Below are 15,815 nucleotides of genomic sequence, written 5' to 3'. Positions count from 1 at the left end.
GGGCGGAACTCGCGTGCTTGAGGGCGGAACTCGCGTGTGATCGCCGTACGCGCCGTGCGTTCGGCCGTCCGCCGATCGCGCGGATCCGGATACCCCCCGATGGACCCCATCTCCATCGCGAGTCGAGTGCTCCGAAATCGCCGCCGCGTTTGCTGTCAGCAGAGGAAAAGCGACAGCGAATCCGAGGTTGGTCTGATGCAGCTACGAACAGTCGCCATGGCGGCGAACGAGAAAGGCGTCACCGAACCCGGTCGGCTCCCCGAGCCGGCGTCCCCCTTGCAACCTGCGGTGCTGCAGGCCATCTCATCGATGCACGCGAGGTACTTCGACCCGATCACCTTGAGCGACCTGGCATCGGAAGTCTTCGTCAGCCCGTTCCACTTCTCGCGGATCTTCACCAAGGCGACCGGGGTCACGCCCGGCCGGTACCTCACCGCGATCCGGCTCTTCGAAGCGAAAAGACTGCTGCTGACGACATCGCTGACGGTGTCGGACATCGTGTGCAGCGTCGGCTACAGCAGCGTGGGCACCTTCACCAGCCGTTTCACCCGTGCGGTCGGGATGACCCCGACCCAGTACCGTGACCCCGAGGTCGGCGAACTGCTCGTCGCGCTGGCCCCGCATTTCCAGCGGCTCCCGACACTGGAAGCCTTGCACAGCGCCGGAATGGGCAGCGCCACGATGCGCAGCGGCACCGGCACGATCAGCGTGCGCGTCGAGACCCCGCGCGGGGCGGGCCCGGCGAGTGTCCTCATCGGACTGTTCGCCGAGTCGATCCCGCAGTGCGGCCCGGTCGCGTTCGGCGGCAGGGCGAACGTCCTGTCGGCGGACATCGAGATCCAGAACGTCCCCGAGGGTAGGTGGACCGTGATCGGGGTGGCCGAGCACGCCGCCGGGACCGCGGCTTCCGCGTTCTCCGTGGGCACCCTGCCCGGCCGGGTCGACATCACCCGGTACGGCCGGGTGCATCTGCGGATGCCGATGCGCGCTCCCCGGCCGACCGACGCGCCGATGGCGATCACCCTCGCCGGCGGCCCGACGTCGGCGGGCAACCGGATGACCATGCCCGCTCCCGACTACCTGCGCGCGGTGGCCTGACCGACGGTATTCCCGCGTTCTCCCGGTTTCGCAAACCGGGAGAACCGGGGCGCAACCGCGGAGTAGCCGCGCCCTCGTCGCGCGTGTGAGCCTTTAACCAATCCAGAATTCGAATCCACCCGTTAGGGGGAGAGTGCGTTGGGCAATGGTTGGCGCACGATCAGACGTCGCATGATCACGCCGGATGTCTCCGAGACCACGCTGGAGAAGCGGGGTTTCCACAAGAAGAGCCCAGCCGCTCAGGAATTGCTGGAGACCGTCGGCGAGAAATTCCTGCTCGGCTATGCGCACGCGGTCGAAGCGCGTACCACCGGGCAGGCCGAAGAATGGTTAGAGCGTATGCCGGTCAAATTCCGCGGCTTCGCCTACGAAGGCGCGGGAATGGGGTACGGGATGCTGGACGGCCTGCCGGGCGGCGGCCGGGGGCATATCGCGGACTTCCTCGACGGTCCCGCCGAGAAGCACGACTACATCATCTACGTCGGTGTCGGCTGGGCGATGGCGCGGCTGCCGCGGTTCCGCTGGCCGTCCGCCGAGGACTTCGACCCGCTGCTGCGCTGGCTGGTGCTCGACGGGTACGGCTTCCACCAGGCCTACTTCAAGACGGCCAAGTACATCGACGGACAGTTCCAGGACCCGGACTTCTCCTGGCCGCCCGGGAACGACGGCTACTCGCTGCGGGCGATCGACCAGGGCATCGGGCGGGCGCTGTGGTTCATCTGCGGCACCGACGTCGATCTGGTCGCCGACACGATCGCGCGCTTCCCGGAGCGGCGGCACGGAGACCTCTACGCCGGGGTCGGGCTCGCCTCGACCTACGCGTGCGGTGTCACCGGCGAGGAACTGCGGAAGCTGGCCGAGTTCGCCGGCGAGCACCACGGGAATCTGGCACAGGGCAGCGCTTTCGCCGCCGAAGCCCGCGTCCGCGCCGGGCTGCTGATCCCCGAGACCGAGGTCGCCACGCAGGCGATCTGCGGGCTGCCGGCCGAACGGGCCGCGGCCATCACCCAGGAGGTGCGCCCCGCGACCGTGGTCGACGGCGAACTCCCGGCATTCGAAACCTGGCGACAGCGCATCGCCGCCGAGGTTCTCAGTTCGGGACAGATGGCGGAGCAGCCAACTGAGGACGTAAGCGCGCCCCTGGCCGGAGGCCCCGCTATCACGGCGGCAGGGCGCCGGTCGGTACATCCGCAGGTTCAGGCAGAACGAGCGCCCTGGCGACGTGATCGCGGTAGCGCGCTTTCCAATAAAGACGGAGGTGCAGGGAAATGACCGCGACCTTGGGCTGGCTCCGCAAGCAGCTTGCGGGCATCGTGGCGCTGTTGCTGATGGCGGGACTGTTCGTGGTGGCCCAGCTGCCCGCGGTCTCGACCGCCGAGGCCGACACGATGGCCTCGAAGTACGCGTTCGAACCGCTGACGATCGCCTTGCCGGAGGCGGCGAAGAGCCAGTCGATCCGGACGGTGAACAAGGACTACGAGCACATCCGGGCCTGGATCTCCTCGGTCGGTGCCGCGATCGCGGTCAACGACCTCGACGGGGACGAGCTCGCGAACGATCTGTGCTTCGTCGACCCGCGCAGCGACCAGCTGGTGATCACCCCGACGCCGGGCAAGGGCGGTGACCGCTACGCGCCGTTCGCGCTCGACGCGGCGCCGCTGCCGATGGGCAAGTACATCGCGCCCATGGGTTGTGTGCCCGCGGATTACAACGAGGACGGCCGGGTCGACCTGCTGGCCTACTACTGGGGCCGGACCCCGATCCTGTTCCTCTCGAAGCCGGGCGCGACGAAGCTCGAGCCCAAGGCCTACGAGGCGGTGGAACTGGTGCCGGGCAACAACTCCAAGAACGGCGAGTACGCCGGTCCACTGTGGAACACCAACGCCGCCTCGGTCGGTGACTTCGACGGCGACGGCCACCAGGACATCTTCATCGGCAACTACTTCCCCGACAGCGCGGTGCTGGACGACCGCGTCCAGGGCGGGGTCGAGATGAACAAGTCGATGTCGCACGCGGACAACGCGGGTGGCAAGTACATCCTGCGGTTCACCGGCGCGACGCAGGGCGCGAAGCCGAGCGCGACGTTCGCCCTCGACGACAAGGCCATCCCGGCCGACGCCCAGGGCGGCTGGTCGCTCGCGGCCAGCGCGACCGACGTCGACGGGGACAACCTGCCGGAGCTCTACATCGGCAACGACTTCGGGCACGACCGCCTGCTGTACAACAAGTCCCGCCCCGGTCACGTCGAATTCGCCGAGGTGAAGGGTGTTCGCGGGCCGAACGAGCCGAAGTCGAAGGTGCTCGGCAACGACTCCTTCAAGGGCATGGGCGTCGACTTCGCCGACCTCGACCACGACGGTCTCTACGACCTGTACGTCAGCAACATCACGACGTCCTGGGGGATCGAGGAAAGCCACTTCCAGTTCATGAACACCGCCAAGGACACCGCGGATCTGCGTGGCCGTCTGCAGGGCGGCGAGGCGCCGTGGGTGGACCGCAGCGCGCAGGCCGGCACCGCGTGGTCCGGCTGGGGCTGGGACGTGAAGATCGCCGACTACAACAACAGTGGCGAATCGGTGATCACGCAGGCGACCGGATTCGTCAAGGGTGACGTCAACCGCTGGCCGCAGCTGCAGGAACTGGCGACGTCGAACGACGAACTGCTGAAGCACCCGTCGTTCTGGCCGAACATGGTGGCCGGTGACGACGTCGGCGGCGACCACACCCTGCACTTCTGGGCAAAGGGTTCCGACGGCCGCTACACCGACCTGGCCCCGCGCCTCGGTCTCGCCGTCCCGGTGCCCACCCGCGGTATCGCCACCGGTGACGCCGACGGTGACGGCAAGCTCGACTTCGCCGTGGCCCGCCAGTGGGAGCAGCCGATCTTCTACCACAACGTCAGCCCCGATTCCGGGTCGTACCTGAACCTGAAGCTGGTGCACGACAAGGCTTCGGCGGACGGTCCGCGCAAGGCGGCGGGCACCGCGGCGATCGGCGCGCAGGTCACCGTCGTCACCCCCGACGGCAAGAAGTACATGGACCGCGTCGACGGTGGCAGCGGCCATTCCGGCAAGCGCAGCCACGAGATCCAGATCGGACTCGGCAAGGTCACCGGGCCGGTGAAGGTGAGCCTGCAATGGCGCGACCTGACCGGGACCATCCGCACCCAGGAGGTCCAGCTGACCCCGGGCAGCCACACGTTCCAGCTCGGCGCTCAGGCTAAGGAGAAGTGACCGTCATGGCTGAGCAGACACTCACCGCACCCAAGAGCAACAAGACGATCACGGCCCTTCGCCGGTTCGCGATCTCGATCACCGTCTTCAACATCATCGGCTACACCGTGCTCGGTTTCGAGCAGCCCTACACCTATCCGTTCATCGCGCTGGCGACGGCGTACACCACGGAAATCCTGCTGGAGATCATCGGGGCGCGGGCACAGGGCCGTCCGGTCCGCTTCCGCGGCAACGGGTTCAAGGGGCTGGTGGAGTTCCTCTTCCCGGCGCATATCACCGGTCTCGCGCTGAACATGCTGACCTACGTCAACGACCAGGTGCTGGTCATGATCTTCGGCGTCGTGGTCGCCGTCGGCGCCAAGTGGGTCCTCCAGGCCCCGGTGCGCGGCAGGCTCCGCCACTACATGAACCCGTCGAACTTCGGCATCACGATCATCCTGCTGGTGTTCCCGTGGGCGAGCATCGCGCCGCCGTACCACTTCACCGAGCAGGTCGATTCGTGGGTCGGCTGGCTGATCGTCGGCATCATCATCGTGTCGGGCACGGTGCTCAACGCGATGCTGACCCAGCGCATGTGGCTGATCGGCGCCTGGCTGATCACCTTCGCGTTGCAGGCGATCATCCGTGGCCTGGTGCTCGACACCGCGATCCCCGGCGCGCTCGGGATGATGACCGGGGTGGCGTTCGTGCTCTACACGAACTACATGGTCACCGACCCCGGCACGACGCCGTCGAAGCCCGCGTCGCAGGTCCTGTTCGGTTCGGGCGTGGCGCTGGCGTACGGGTTCTTCATGGTGGTCCACGTGTCGTACGGCCTGTTCCTCGCCACCGCGCTGGTCTGCCTGATCCGCGGGATGTTCCTGTGGGGCCTGCACTTCTCCAAGAAGGCCACCGAGAAGTGGGAGGCCGACCAGGCGAAGTCGGCCGACGTCACGAGCCTGCCGAAGCCGGCCGAGAAGCCGGAAACCGGGGCCGTGGCGGCATGACCCACGAGGCGGAACTCAGCCGGGCGGCGCGTCTCGCGCCGCCCGGCCCGCCGCGCCGGGCGACCTTCGGTCTGCTGAAGAAACTCTTCACCGACCGGCTGGCGCTCATGTCGGATTCGGCGGAGGCGCACGGGGACGTCGTCCGGATCGCGATCGGGCCCAAGACGATGTACCTGGTGAACCACCCCGAACTGGCGAAACACGTGCTCGCGGACAACGCGGCCAACTACCACAAGGGAATCGGTCTCCAGGAGGCGCGGCGGGCGCTCGGTGACGGGCTGCTCACCAGCGACGGTGACGTCTGGAAGAAACAGCGCCGGACCATCCAGCCGGTGTTCCAGCCCAAGCGGATCGCGCGGCAGGCCTCGGTCGTGGCGAACGAGGTCGAAGGTCTCGTGAAACGCTTGCGGGACACCGAAGGCCCGGTGGAGATCCTGCACGAGATGACCGGGCTGACGCTCGCCGTGCTCGGCAAGACCCTGCTCGACTCCGACCTCGGTGGCTTCACGTCGCTGGGGCATTCGTTCGAGGCCGTGCAGGACCAGGCGATGTTCGAAGCGGTGACGCTGAGCATGGTCCCGCAGTGGGCACCGCTGAAGAAACAGCTGCGGTTCCGGGAATCCCGGGACGATCTCCGCCGGATCGCCGAGGAACTCGTCGAGCAGCGGCTGGCGAATCCGGTCGAGGGCGGCGAGGACGTGTTGTCCCGCCTCATCGCGACCGACGGGACCCGCGAGCAGATGCGGGACGAGCTCATCACCCTGCTGCTCGCCGGGCACGAGACGACGGCGAGCACCCTGGGCTGGGCGTTCCACCTGCTCGACGAACATCCCGGCGTCGCGGCGAAACTGCGTGCCGAGGCCGACGCGGTGCTGGGCGACCAGCTGCCGACGCACGACGATCTGCACCGGTTGCCGTACACGGCCAGGGTCGTCGAAGAGGTCATGCGGCTGTACCCGCCGGTGTGGCTGCTGCCGAGGGTGGCGCAGGCCGACGACGAGATCGGCGGCTACCACATCCCGGCCGGATCCGACGTCGTCGTCGTGCCCTTCACCCTGCACCGGCATCCGGCGTTCTGGCCGGAGCCGGAGAGATTCGATCCGGACCGGTTCGATCCGGACCGGCCGAGCGGGCGGCCCCGGTACGCGTACATCCCGTTCGGCGCGGGGCCGCGATTCTGCATCGGCAACAGCCTCGGCGTGATGGAGGCCGTTTTCGTGCTGACGATGGTCCTGCGCGACCTCGAACTCAGGAAGGTCCCAGGCTACGACGTGGTCCCCGAAGCGATGTTGTCGCTGCGGGTGCGCGGCGGGCTGCCGATGACGGTGCACAGCAGGAACAGGAGGTAGGTTCCGTGGATTCGGACGAACAGGTCAAGGTGTCCACTTTGGAGGCCTACGCGGACACGATCTTGCCGGGGGAGAAGCGGTTCCCCGGGGATCACGCGATCGCCGGCGCCTCGCCGGGGCCGGGCGCGGTGGTGGCGGGCGCGCTCGAACTGCTGCACACCGAGGCGACCGGGGTGACCGTCGGGCTGCCCTATCTGGCGCAGGCCCTCAACGATCACGCGAAGATCTACGCCAAGGAAAACGACCTCGAACTCGACGAGGGGCTGCCGTCGTTCGTCGCACTGTCCTTTGCGGACAGGACGGCGCTCGTGCGATCGCTGACCGCGCCGGGGCATCCGGAGAAGGACGGCTGGGTCAGCCTCGCCTTGTTCTGCAACATGTCCTTCGACAGCGCGGCGCACAAGCACACCGCCGAAGCGATCGCCGAGGGACACCCCGGCCTGCTGGCGATGGGGTACACCGCGCCGGACGAAGACGGCCTGTGGCGGTTCCCGAAGTTCTCCTACCGTCGCGAACTGGCGCGACTCCACCCTGACACCACGCCTTCCGGGAGCCCCGCATGAGCGCCTACGACAAGACCGATGTCGTCATCGTCGGCAGCGGGTTCGGTGGCTCCATCCCCGCCTACCACTTGGCCGCGGGCGGGGCGAAGGTCACCGTGCTGGAACGCGGGCCGTGGCTGGAGACGAAGGAGTTCGAGCACGACTACCTGCTCGGCTCGTCCTACACCAGGGCCTTCGATTTCGTCGTCGGCGACGGGATGAGCGTGCTCGGCGGGAACTGTGTCGGCGGCGGCAGCGTGGTGTACTTCGCCGCGATGCCGCGCGCGCCGAAGTTCGTGTTCGAGCGCCACGGCAGTATCGGCCGCCGGATGTGGCCGTCGGTGCTGACGCGGGACACCCTGGAGCCTTGGTACGACCGGGTTTCGGATTCGCTTCCGGTGTCCACACAGGACTGGAACGACGTCTCGTACGCCGGCGGGCTGTGGGCGGCGTTGTGCGACCACTCCGGCCGGACCGCGAACCCGGCGCCGGTCGCGGTGGACAACGACCGCTGTGTGAACTGCAACTTCATGATGGCGGGCTGCCGCTTCGACGCGAAACGCTCGCTGCTGACCAACTACCTGCCCGCCGCCCTCGCGCACGGTGCGAAGATCCGGCCGCTGCACGAGGTCCAGCGCATCGAGCGGATCGACGACGGCGACTACCGCGTGCACTTCAACGTCGTCGACGACACCGACTACCGGGCGCAGACCGGCAGCGGGACGATCGACGCGAAGGTCGTCATCATCGCCGCGGGCGCGGGGGCGACCCCGGTGATCCTGCAGCGTTCCGAGGCGGCTCTGGGCACCATGCCGCACGCGGTCGGCCGGTACTTCTCCGGCAACGGTGAGCGGCTCAACACCGCGATCATCGACGAGGAGCGGGTCCGCGAGGTGCTCGGGCTGTCCCGTGAGGACGGCAAGGTCTACGAGGCCAACCACATCGGCAAGGGGCCGACCGTGGCGAACTGGGACAAGCTCGACGGTTCGCTTCCGGAGTACGAGCGGTACTCGCTGGAGCAGCTGTACTTCCCGCCGGGGCTCGGCACGATCCTCGCGCAGGTGCCCGACGGCGCCGAACCGCGATGGTTCGGCGCGCAGAAGAAGGAGATCCTCAAGAAGTGGTCGTCGTGGCTGACCATCTTCCTGATGACCGAGGACGACAACGAAGGTGTCTTCGGCGCGCCGCCGCCGACCGGCAACGCGTACCGCATCTCCCAGCAGATGCTCGGCCGCGGCCCGTTGAAGTACGACCCGACGCCGAACACCCTGCACGGCTGGTCGCTGGCCGACGCGGAGTGCAAGGAGATCCTCGAGAAGGACGGCCTGGCGAAGGTGTCGCCGTGGACCAACGACGTCGTCGGCGCGTACACCGTGCACCCGCTGGCGTCGTGCCGGATCGGTGACGACCCGGAGACCTCGGCGCTGCACCCGAACCACGAACTCCGCAACCATCCCGGGATCTTCGTGACCGACAGTGCCTCCGTGCCGGGCGCGCTGACGGTGAACCCGGCGATGACGATCGCGGCGCTGGCCGAACGTTCGGTACCGGGCATCGTGCGGGCGTTGCAGGCACGCGGTGTCGACGTCACGTACGGCGCGCCGGCTCCGGACGGCTCGATCACCGGGCGGCGGGCGGTCAGCAAGCTATCGCTGGTCGCCGGGAGCTGAGCATGGCTCCCGCGCTGGTGAGACTCGCGCTGAGACGGGTGCTGCGCGAAGTCCGGTACGTCCGGCCGGTCCCGTACGGCAGGGCGACCGGGCTCGTGCGTGACGTCTACCGTCGGCTGGAACGCGAATTCGGCATGCTGGCCCCGCCGGTGGCACTGCATTCGCCGTCACCGGCGGTGCTCGCGGCGAGTTGGGTGATGCTGCGGGAGTCCCTGGTGGCGGCGGGGGCGACTAGCCGGGCGGACCGCGAGGTCGTCGCGACACTGGTGTCGCGGGCGAACTCGTGTCCGTACTGTGTCGAGGTCCATGGGATGGCGCTGGATTCGCTCGGGCGCGCCTCGGAGGCTTCGGCGATCGCCGAAGGGCGTCCCGTCGCGGATCCGTTCGCCGGGGCGCTGTCCGTGGCGGCCAGGGCGGAGCTGACCGCGGTCGCGTTCACGTTCCACTACCTGAACCGGGTGGTGAGCGTGTTCCTCGGGCCGTCGCCGCTGCCGTCGACCGTGCCGGATTCGGCGCGTTCGAAGGCGAAGGCCGTCCTCGGGCGGCTCCTTCGCCCGGCGTCGGCGGCCCTGCCTGGTGAGTCGTTGGACTTGCTTCCGGCGGGGTCACGGGACTTCTCCTGGGCCGCGGGGAATCCGATCATGGAAGACGCGTTCTCGCGTGCCGCATCGGCTTTCGCCTCGCTGGCGGTGCCTTCGGCCGTACGGGAAGTCGTGGCGAGAGAACTGTCCACATGGGACGGTTCCGCGCCAGGGTTGAGCCGCTCCTGGGTGGACGCCTTCGACGATCCGGCGGTCCGGCTGGCCTTGGTGGTGGCGAAGGCGCCCTATCAGGTCGACGACGCTTTGGTGACCGCGGCGGGCCTGGGCGATCGAGAGCTGGTCGAGCTCGTGGGGTGGACGAGTTTCGCCGCGGCCGCCCACCGCGTCTCGCTCTCGGGCTCGCCTTCAACAACATGAGAGAAGACTTCTCGCCCTGCTCCGGTTCATGCTTGACCGGACTGCAGGTGCGGACGGCGCCCTCGTTCCCGGAACACCGGTTCTGGCGCCGAGACTCCGATTCCGTGACTTGAGTGGTTGAGAGCTAGGGGAGTGCGGTGGCATGAGCGTTGAGCGGATTTCGATTGTCGGTATCGGTCTCCGATACCCGGACGCCGGTTCCCCGGAAGAACTGTGGGAGAACGTCCTCGCCGGCCGCCGGGCGTTCCGGAGGCTGCCCGACGAGCGGATGAACCGCGAGGACTACTACTCGCCCGACCCCAAGGCGCCGGACCGTTTCTACGCCCAGAAGGCCGCCGTACTCCGGGACTACGAGTTCGACCGGATCAAGTACAAGGTGGCGGGCAGTACGTTCCGCTCGACCGACACCACGCACTGGCTCGCCCTCGACGTCGCCGCGCAGGCGCTGGCGGACGCGGGTTTCCCGGAGGGTGACGGGCTGCCGCGGCCCAACACCGGCGTGGTCATCGGCAACAGCCTGACCGGCGAGTTCTCGCGGGCCAACATCATGCGGCTGCGCTGGCCGTACGTGCGCCGGACCATCGCGGCGGCGCTGGCCGAACGCGGCTGGGCCGAGGGCGACACCGCCGAATTCCTCCACGATCTCGAGGCGCAGTACAAGGCGCCGTTCCCCGAGATCGACGAGGACTCCCTCGCGGGTGGGCTGGCGAACACGATCGCCGGCCGGGTCTGCAACTTCTTCGACTTCGGCGGCGGCGGTTTCACCGTGGACGGTGCCTGCTCGTCGTCGCTGCTCTCCGTGGTCACGGCGGCGAACGCGCTCTCGGAGGGTGACCTCGACGTCGCCGTCGCGGGTGGTGTCGACTTGTCGATCGACCCGTTCGAGGTGATCGGATTCGCCAAGACCGGCGCGCTCGCCAAACGGGAGATGAAGGTCTACGACGCCGATTCCAACGGTTTCTGGCCAGGCGAGGGTTCCGGCATGCTCGTGCTGATGCGCGAGGACGACGCGATCGCGCAGGGCAAGCGCATCTACGCCACCATCGGCGGCTGGGGTGTCTCCTCCGACGGCAAGGGCGGCATCACCCGCCCCGAGGCGTCGGGTCACCGCCTCGCGCTCAAACGGGCCTACGAGAAGGCCGGCTACGGGGTCGAGACCGTTTCGTACTTCGAAGGGCACGGCACCGGGACCGCGCTGGGCGACGCCACCGAGATCGAGGCCCTCTCCACCGCCCGCCGTGACGCCGACCCGCTCGCCGATCCCGCCGCGCTGAGCACGATCAAGGGCAACATCGGCCACACCAAGGCCGCGGCCGGGGTCGCCGGGCTGATCAAGGCCACGCTGGCGGTCTACCACCAGGTCATCCCGCCCGCGACCGGCCACTTCGAGCCGCACGAGTCGCTGGTCGGCGACTCCGCGCGGATGTACGTCCCGGCCGAGGCCGGGCTGTGGCCCTCGGACCACCCGGTCCGCGCGGGGGTCTCCGCGATGGGGTTCGGCGGCATCAACTCGCACGTCACCGTCACCGAAGCGCCGGGTGCGGCCCGGCGCAAGGAACTCGACGAGAAGACCCGGTCGCTGGTCGCCGGACGGCAGGACAGCGAACTGCTGCTCCTCGACGCCGACGACGCCGCGTCGCTGCGGGGCAAGGTGACCGGTCTGCTGGAGGTCGTCCCGAAGCTCTCGTTCGCGGAGCTCGCGGACCTGGCGGGCACGCTTTCCGCGGAACTGTCCGGGAAATCGGTCCGCGCCGCGATCGTCGCGACCAACCCCGAGGACGCCGAGCGCAAGCTGGCCAAGCTCCTCGACCTTCTCGGCGAGGGTGAGCCGGAATTTTTCTCCTCCCGCGAAGGCATCTTCGCCAGTGCGCGGTCGACGGATCCGAAGATCGGGTTCCTGTTCCCCGGTCAGGGTTCCGGGCAGGGCACGGTCGGCGCGCTGCGCAAACGCTTCGGCCACGCCGACGACATCTACCGCGCCGCGGGCCTGTCCACCGGCGCCGACCAGGTCGCCACCGACGTCGCGCAACCGCGGATCGTCACCGGCTCGCTCGCCGGGCTCCGGGTGCTGAAGAGCCTCGGTATCGAAGCGCGGACGGTCGCCGGGCACAGCCTCGGTGAACTGACCGCGCTGCACTGGGGCGGTGCGCTCACCGAACGCGAAGTCCTCCGGCTGGCCAAGATCCGCGGCAAGGTGATGGCGACCGCGAGCGACGGAAACGGTGCCATGGCGGGAATCGCCGCCACCCCGGGGGTCGCGGAGCGGCTCGCCGAGGGCGAAGAGGTGGTCATCGCGGGGTACAACGCTCCCGAGCAGACCGTCCTTTCCGGACCGGCGGACGCGATCGACCGGGTGGTCGCCCGTGCCCGCGCGGAAGGCGTCACCGCCACCCGCATCAACGTCTCGCACGCGTTCCACTCGCCCGCGGTCGTGCCGGCCGCCGAGGCGATGACCGGCGAACTCGCGACGTTCGACTTCGCCAGGCTCGACCGCCCGGTCGTCTCCACGGTGACCGGCGACGTCCTGCACGCCGCCGAAGACCTGCGTGACCTGCTGCGCGATCAGGTGGTCCTGCCGGTCCGCTTCCGGGAGGCGGCCGCGAAGGTCGCCGAGCGCAGCGACCTGGTGATCGAGGTCGGCCCCGGCCGCGTGCTCACCGGGCTGTTCGGCGCGATCGCGCCCGGCACCCCGGCGCTCGCGATCGACACCGACAGCCCGACGCTGGCTTCGGTGCTGAAGGTGGCCGGTGCCGCGTTCGCGTTCGGCGCCCCGCTGGAGACGTCCGCGCTCTTCGACGGCCGTGTCGTGCGGGCACTGCCGGTGGACGGGAAGTTCTCGTTCCTCACCAGCCCGTGTGAGGCCGCGCCGTCCATCGACGCCGAGCTGGCCCGCGACCGCGTCACCGACCCGACCGCACCTGCCGAGGCCACAGCAGGAGCGGCGTCGGAAAGCGGCAGCAGCACTCTCGAACTGCTGCGGAAACTCGCTTCCGAGCGGGTCGAACTGCCGCTCGAAGCGGTCACCGCCGACACGCATCCGCTCGACGACCTGCACCTTTCGTCGATCACCGTCGGCCAGCTGGTCAACGACGTGACCCGCGCGCTCGGCCGTCCGGCACTGGAGGGCATGCCGAACTTCGCGACCGTCTGTCTCGGCGAACTCGCCGACATGATCGACGAACTCGCGCAGACCGCCAAACCCGCCGACAGCAACCAGGCCGAGGTCGCCGGGGTCGGGCCGTGGGTCCGGCCGTTCGCGGTCGAGTACGTCGTCGCGCCGAAGCCGTCGCCCGACCTCACGCCGGGAACCGCCGGCCTCTCGCAAGCGGAGTGGACGGCGTTCGCCCCGGAGGGCCATCCGCTGGCGGAGCCGCTGCGCGCGGCGCTGGCCACCGCGGGCGTCGGCGACGGTGTCGTCCTGTGCCTGAACGCGGACAGCGATTCCGGTGACGTCGGCTTGTTCCTGGACGCGGGCCGCGCGGTGCTGTCCGCGCCCAACGGCACGCGGTTCGTCGTGGTGCAGCACGGTCTCGGTGCCTCCGGCCTGGCGAAGACGCTGCGGCTGGAAGACCCGTCGGCCCGGACCACGATCGTCGACCTCGCCGACGTCCGCCCGGCGGACCCCGAGGCCATCCGTGCCGCGGTGTCCACTGTGGTCACCGAAGTGGCGGCCACCAGCGACTTCAGCGAAGTCCGCTACGACTCCGCCGGTGTCCGCACGGTGCCGAAGCTCGGTGCCCTCAAACCGTCCGAGGCCGAAGGGACGCCGCTGGGCGCCGAAGACGTCCTGCTCGTCACCGGTGGCGGCAAGGGCATCACCGCGGAGAGCGCTTTGGCGCTGGCCAAGGATTCCGGTGCGAAACTCGCGCTGCTCGGCCGAAGCGACCCGGCCGACGACGCCGAACTGTCGGAGAACCTCGGCCGGATGGCGGCGGCGGGCATCGACTACCGCTACGAACGCGCCGACGTCACCGACGCCCGCCAAGTGGCCGACGCCATCAACCGGATCCAGGACGGGTTCGGCCCGGTCACCGCGGTACTGCACGGCGCGGGCCGCAACGAGCCCGCCGCGCTGTTCTCCTTGACCGAGGAGACCTTCCGCAAGACGCTGGCCCCGAAGATCGGCGGCCTCAACGCCGTCCTCGACGCCGTCGACAAGGACAAGATCAAGCTGCTGGTGACCTTCGGCAGCATCATCGGACGGGCGGGGCTGCGCGGTGAGGCGCACTACGCCACGGCCAACGACTGGATGACCGAACTGACCGTGCGTTTCGGCCAGGAACACCCACAGGCCCGCGCGATCGCCCTCGAATGGTCGGTCTGGTCCGGGACCGGGATGGGCGAGAAGCTCGGCGTCGTCAGCGCGTTGATGCGCGACGGCATCACCCCGATCCCGACCGAGGAGGGCATCGAGATCCTCCGCCAGGTCGTCGGCGACCCGGCCGCCCCGTCGGTACTGGTCGTCTGCGGCCGGACAGCGGGCTTGGTCACCCTGCCGGTGGAGAAACGCGAACTGCCGCTGACCCGCTTCGTCGACCGTGCCGTCGTGCACTACCCGGGGGTCGAGCTGATCACCGAGGCCGACCTCTCCGCGGGCAGCGACCCGTATCTGGCCGACCATCTGCTCGACGGCCAGCTGCTGTTCCCGGCGGTGATCGGCATGGAGGCGATGACCCAGGTCGCCAAGGCCGCGCTCGGCGTGGAAACCCTGCCGGCACCGGTGTTCTCCGACGTCGAGTTCCTGCGCCCGATCATCGTCTCACCGGGCGGCTCGACCACGATCCGGCTCGCCGCGCTGGCCAGGGACGCCGAAACGGTGGACGTGGTGCTGCGCAGCGGGGAGACCGGGTTCAGCGCCGACCACTTCCGCGCCCGGCTGCGGTTCTCCCGGCCCGACCCGCTGGGTGACACCGTCGTCCGCGACGTCGCGCTGCCGCCGGTCCCGGTCGACCCGACGACCGAGCTCTACGGCACGGTCCTGTTCCAGGGCAAGCGATTCCAGCGGGTCACCGGATATCGCCGGGCGGGCGCGCGGCACGCGGTCGCGGAGATCGCGACCGGCGCCGAGGTCGACTGGTTCGCGCCGTTCCTCCCGCAGGAACAGCTTCTGGCCGACCCCGGCACCCGCGACGCGATGATGCACGCGATCCAGTGCTGCGTCCCGGACGCGACCCTGCTGCCGCAAGGGATCGAGCGGCTGTACCTGGCCGAGCCCGGCGAGCAGGACCCGGAGTACGTGCTCCTCGACGCCCGCGAGCGTTCGCAGGACGGCGACAGCTACCTCTACGACCTCGACGTCCGCAACCCCGACGGGAAGCTCGTCGAGCGATGGGAAGGGCTGAAACTGCGCGCGGTGCGCAAACGCGACGGTGAAGGCCCTTGGGTCCCGTCGATGCTCGGGTCCTATTTGGAGCGTTCCGTCGAACGACTGCTCGGCTCGTCCCGCGCGATCGTCGTCGAACCGGACCCGGTGGGTGTTTCCGTGGAGACCACGACGGAACGGCGGGCGCAGACGGCCTTGGCCGCCGGCCGCGCCGTCGACACCCCGCTCGAGATCCGCTACCGGCCGGACGGGAAACCGGAGGCCGACGGGGTCGAGATCAGCGCGTCGCACAGCGCCGGACTCACCTTGGCCATCGCGGGAGACGGCCGGATCGCCTGCGACGTCGAGACGGCGATCGAACGGACACCCCAGGACTGGGCGGGTCTGCTCGGCGAGGATCTGCTCGCGGTGGGCGAACTGCTCGCCGCGGACGCCCGCGAGCCGCTTTCGGTCGCGCACACCAGGGTCTGGAGCGCGCTCGAATGCGTGCGCAAGACCGGGGACATGACACAGGCACTCACCGTGCACCGGGTCGATCCGGACGGCTGGGCGGTGCTCTCGCACGGTGCCGCCCGCATCGCCACCTGGGTGACGACCGTCAACGACCGGACCGATCCCGTGGTCTTCGCGGTGCTACAGGGAGAAGGAAACTGAC

8 protein-coding genes and 1 pseudogene are annotated in these 15,815 nt (G+C 69.3%); all 9 read left to right on the top strand.

Annotation, left to right across the window (positions count from 1 at the left end):
• Positions 1-195 precede the first annotated feature (195 nt).
• The 9 genes and pseudogenes from ACIHAO_RS34140 to ACIHAO_RS34100 all read left to right on the top strand — a co-directional run bounded on the left by ACIHAO_RS34140 (position 196) and on the right by ACIHAO_RS34100 (position 15,814).
• Complete coding sequence (locus ACIHAO_RS34140; RefSeq protein ID WP_370305246.1) at positions 196-1,098, top strand: helix-turn-helix transcriptional regulator; 903 nt, start codon at positions 196-198, stop codon at positions 1,096-1,098.
• 159 nt (positions 1,099-1,257) lie between these two features.
• Positions 1,258-2,199, top strand: a pseudogene (locus tag ACIHAO_RS34135) (DUF1702 family protein); the annotation flags it as partial.
• Between the two features lie 167 nt (positions 2,200-2,366).
• Positions 2,367-4,331 carry a CRTAC1 family protein gene (locus ACIHAO_RS34130; protein ID WP_396564886.1) on the top strand — a complete coding sequence of 655 codons (1,965 nt, stop codon included), beginning with the start codon at positions 2,367-2,369 and terminating at the stop codon, positions 4,329-4,331.
• Positions 4,332-4,336: 5 nt separating this feature from the next.
• On the top strand, positions 4,337-5,317 hold the full coding sequence (locus tag ACIHAO_RS34125) for an enediyne biosynthesis protein (protein WP_396564884.1): 981 nt from the start codon (positions 4,337-4,339) through the stop codon (positions 5,315-5,317).
• Positions 5,314-6,666, top strand: a complete 1,353-nt coding sequence (locus tag ACIHAO_RS34120) for a cytochrome P450 (RefSeq protein ID WP_396564882.1) — start codon at positions 5,314-5,316, stop codon at positions 6,664-6,666. The genes ACIHAO_RS34125 and ACIHAO_RS34120 overlap by 4 nt, the downstream gene beginning before the upstream one ends.
• Before the next feature lie 5 nt (positions 6,667-6,671).
• The gene (locus ACIHAO_RS34115) at positions 6,672-7,229 is read left to right on the top strand and encodes a DUF5987 family protein (protein ID WP_396564880.1); all 558 of its coding nucleotides are present in this window, start codon (positions 6,672-6,674) and stop codon (positions 7,227-7,229) included.
• Entirely contained in the window at positions 7,226-8,878 is a 1,653-nt protein-coding gene (locus ACIHAO_RS34110; RefSeq protein WP_396564878.1) for a GMC family oxidoreductase N-terminal domain-containing protein, read from the top strand. Before ACIHAO_RS34115 ends, ACIHAO_RS34110 begins: the two co-directional genes overlap by 4 nt.
• A 2-nt stretch (positions 8,879-8,880) precedes the next feature.
• On the top strand, positions 8,881-9,837 hold the full coding sequence (locus ACIHAO_RS34105) for a carboxymuconolactone decarboxylase family protein (RefSeq protein WP_396564876.1): 957 nt from the start codon (positions 8,881-8,883) through the stop codon (positions 9,835-9,837).
• A gap of 142 nt (positions 9,838-9,979) precedes the next feature.
• Positions 9,980-15,814: an SDR family NAD(P)-dependent oxidoreductase gene (locus ACIHAO_RS34100; protein ID WP_396564874.1), complete on the top strand. Its 5,835-nt coding sequence runs from the start codon at positions 9,980-9,982 to the stop codon at positions 15,812-15,814.
• The last annotated feature ends 1 nt before the right edge of the window (position 15,815 follow it).

It is taken from the genome of Amycolatopsis sp. NPDC052450, assembly GCF_044547565.1.
GTDB lineage: Bacteria > Actinomycetota > Actinomycetes > Mycobacteriales > Pseudonocardiaceae > Amycolatopsis.
This window is presented reverse-complemented; position numbering and strand designations above follow the sequence as displayed.

What these genes read in the sequence shown, in the direction of transcription:
- ACIHAO_RS34140 (WP_370305246.1), top strand. Translation starts at nt 196, where the DNA reads ATGCAGCTACGAACAGTCGCCATGGCGGCGAACGAGAAAGGCGTCACC.
- ACIHAO_RS34130 (WP_396564886.1), top strand. Translation starts at nt 2,367, where the DNA reads ATGACCGCGACCTTGGGCTGGCTCCGCAAGCAGCTTGCGGGCATCGTG.
- ACIHAO_RS34125 (WP_396564884.1), top strand. Translation starts at nt 4,337, where the DNA reads ATGGCTGAGCAGACACTCACCGCACCCAAGAGCAACAAGACGATCACG.
- ACIHAO_RS34120 (WP_396564882.1), top strand. Translation starts at nt 5,314, where the DNA reads ATGACCCACGAGGCGGAACTCAGCCGGGCGGCGCGTCTCGCGCCGCCC.
- ACIHAO_RS34110 (WP_396564878.1), top strand. Translation starts at nt 7,226, where the DNA reads ATGAGCGCCTACGACAAGACCGATGTCGTCATCGTCGGCAGCGGGTTC.
- ACIHAO_RS34105 (WP_396564876.1), top strand. Translation starts at nt 8,881, where the DNA reads ATGGCTCCCGCGCTGGTGAGACTCGCGCTGAGACGGGTGCTGCGCGAA.
- ACIHAO_RS34100 (WP_396564874.1), top strand. Translation starts at nt 9,980, where the DNA reads ATGAGCGTTGAGCGGATTTCGATTGTCGGTATCGGTCTCCGATACCCG.